Origin of the sequence: Mesorhizobium sp. M7A.F.Ca.CA.002.05.1.1, from assembly GCF_003998335.1 — a bacterium.
Classification (GTDB): Bacteria; Pseudomonadota; Alphaproteobacteria; order Rhizobiales; family Rhizobiaceae; genus Mesorhizobium.
Map to the genome: position 1 here is coordinate 1 of NZ_RZQI01001286.1, position 1,210 is coordinate 1,210.

Sequence of the window (1,210 nt, forward strand, 5' to 3'; positions counted from 1 at the left end):
CCCTCACCCATCTATGGCAGAACGAGCTGTTCGCCATTATCGACGACGGCACCATCTACGGACGTGAGATCGCCGAGACGTTGCGGGCAGCGGCCGAACAGGCAGCGCTGAAACCGGTATTCGTCGACACGTTCCGGCCACAGCTCGACAACCAGATCGGCATGATCGGCCGGCTGAAGAAGGCTGGCGCGACGCATGTCTTTGCCGGTGGCGACGGCGACGACATCGCCATCATGGGCCGCGATGCCGCACAGCTTCAGGCGGGCATCGTCTTTGCCGGCGGCGAAAATCTCCGCACACCGCCGGGCGATGTACCCTATGCCGTGGGCACGCTGATGATCGCACCGCCGGAATGGGCCGATGTCGCCGATCCAAAAGTGCTGGCGGCATTTGACGCTAAGAAGATCGTGCCTGACGGCTATGCGCTGCCGGCCTTTGCGGCGGTCGAAATCGCCAAGGCAGCATCAGGCTTGTCCGAAAGCTCGGGCAAGCCGCTGACGGAGGCCCTGACCGGACAGGATTTCACCACGGCGATCGGGCCGATCCGCTTTGATGCAAAAGGCGACCTCAGCCAGAGACCTTACCGCGTCTTCCGTTTCGACGGCACGCGCTTTGCGCCCTTGGAAAGCAACTGATGTTTCGCACCGGCCCACGCAACCTGATCACCGACGTTGCCGGCCTGCGCGTCGGCAATGCGTCCGACGCCAGCCTGAAGTCCGGCGTCACGACCGTGCTTTGCGACACGCCGACAGTGGCCGGCGTTCAGATCCTGGGCGGCGCGCCGGGCACGCGCGAGACAGACCTGCTCGAACCGCACAATTCCGTCGATGTGGTGCACGCCGTCGTGCTTTCAGGCGGTTCGGCTTTCGGCCTCGACGCGGCGTCCGGCGTGCAGGCGGCATTGCGCGAACGCGGCATCGGCCTGGAGGTCGGTGGTTTTCGCGTGCCGATCGTGCCGTCGGCGATCCTGTTCGACCTGCGCAATGGCGGCGACAAGGATTGGGGCCGTTATCCGCCCTACCGCGAGCTTGGCTATGAGGCCGCGCAAACTGCCGCCGCCGATTTCCAGCTTGGCACGATCGGCGCCGGCACCGGCGCGCTGACCTCGGGGCTGAAAGGCGGCCTCGGCTCCGCCTCGACGCTGCTGGATAGCGGCGTCACCGTCGGTGCGCTGGCCGCCGTCAACCCGACCGGATCGGTGACCACAGGC

General features: G+C 66.0%; 2 protein-coding genes. Both read left to right on the forward strand.

Annotation, left to right across the window (positions count from 1 at the left end):
• A partial coding sequence (locus EN939_RS34935) for an ABC transporter substrate-binding protein (protein ID WP_164751543.1) occupies window positions 1–635 on the forward strand: 635 nt, incomplete at its 5' end.
• Window positions 635–1,210: P1 family peptidase (locus EN939_RS34940; RefSeq protein WP_164751544.1), on the forward strand; the 576-nt coding region annotated here is incomplete at its 3' end. The genes EN939_RS34935 and EN939_RS34940, both read left to right, overlap by 1 nt.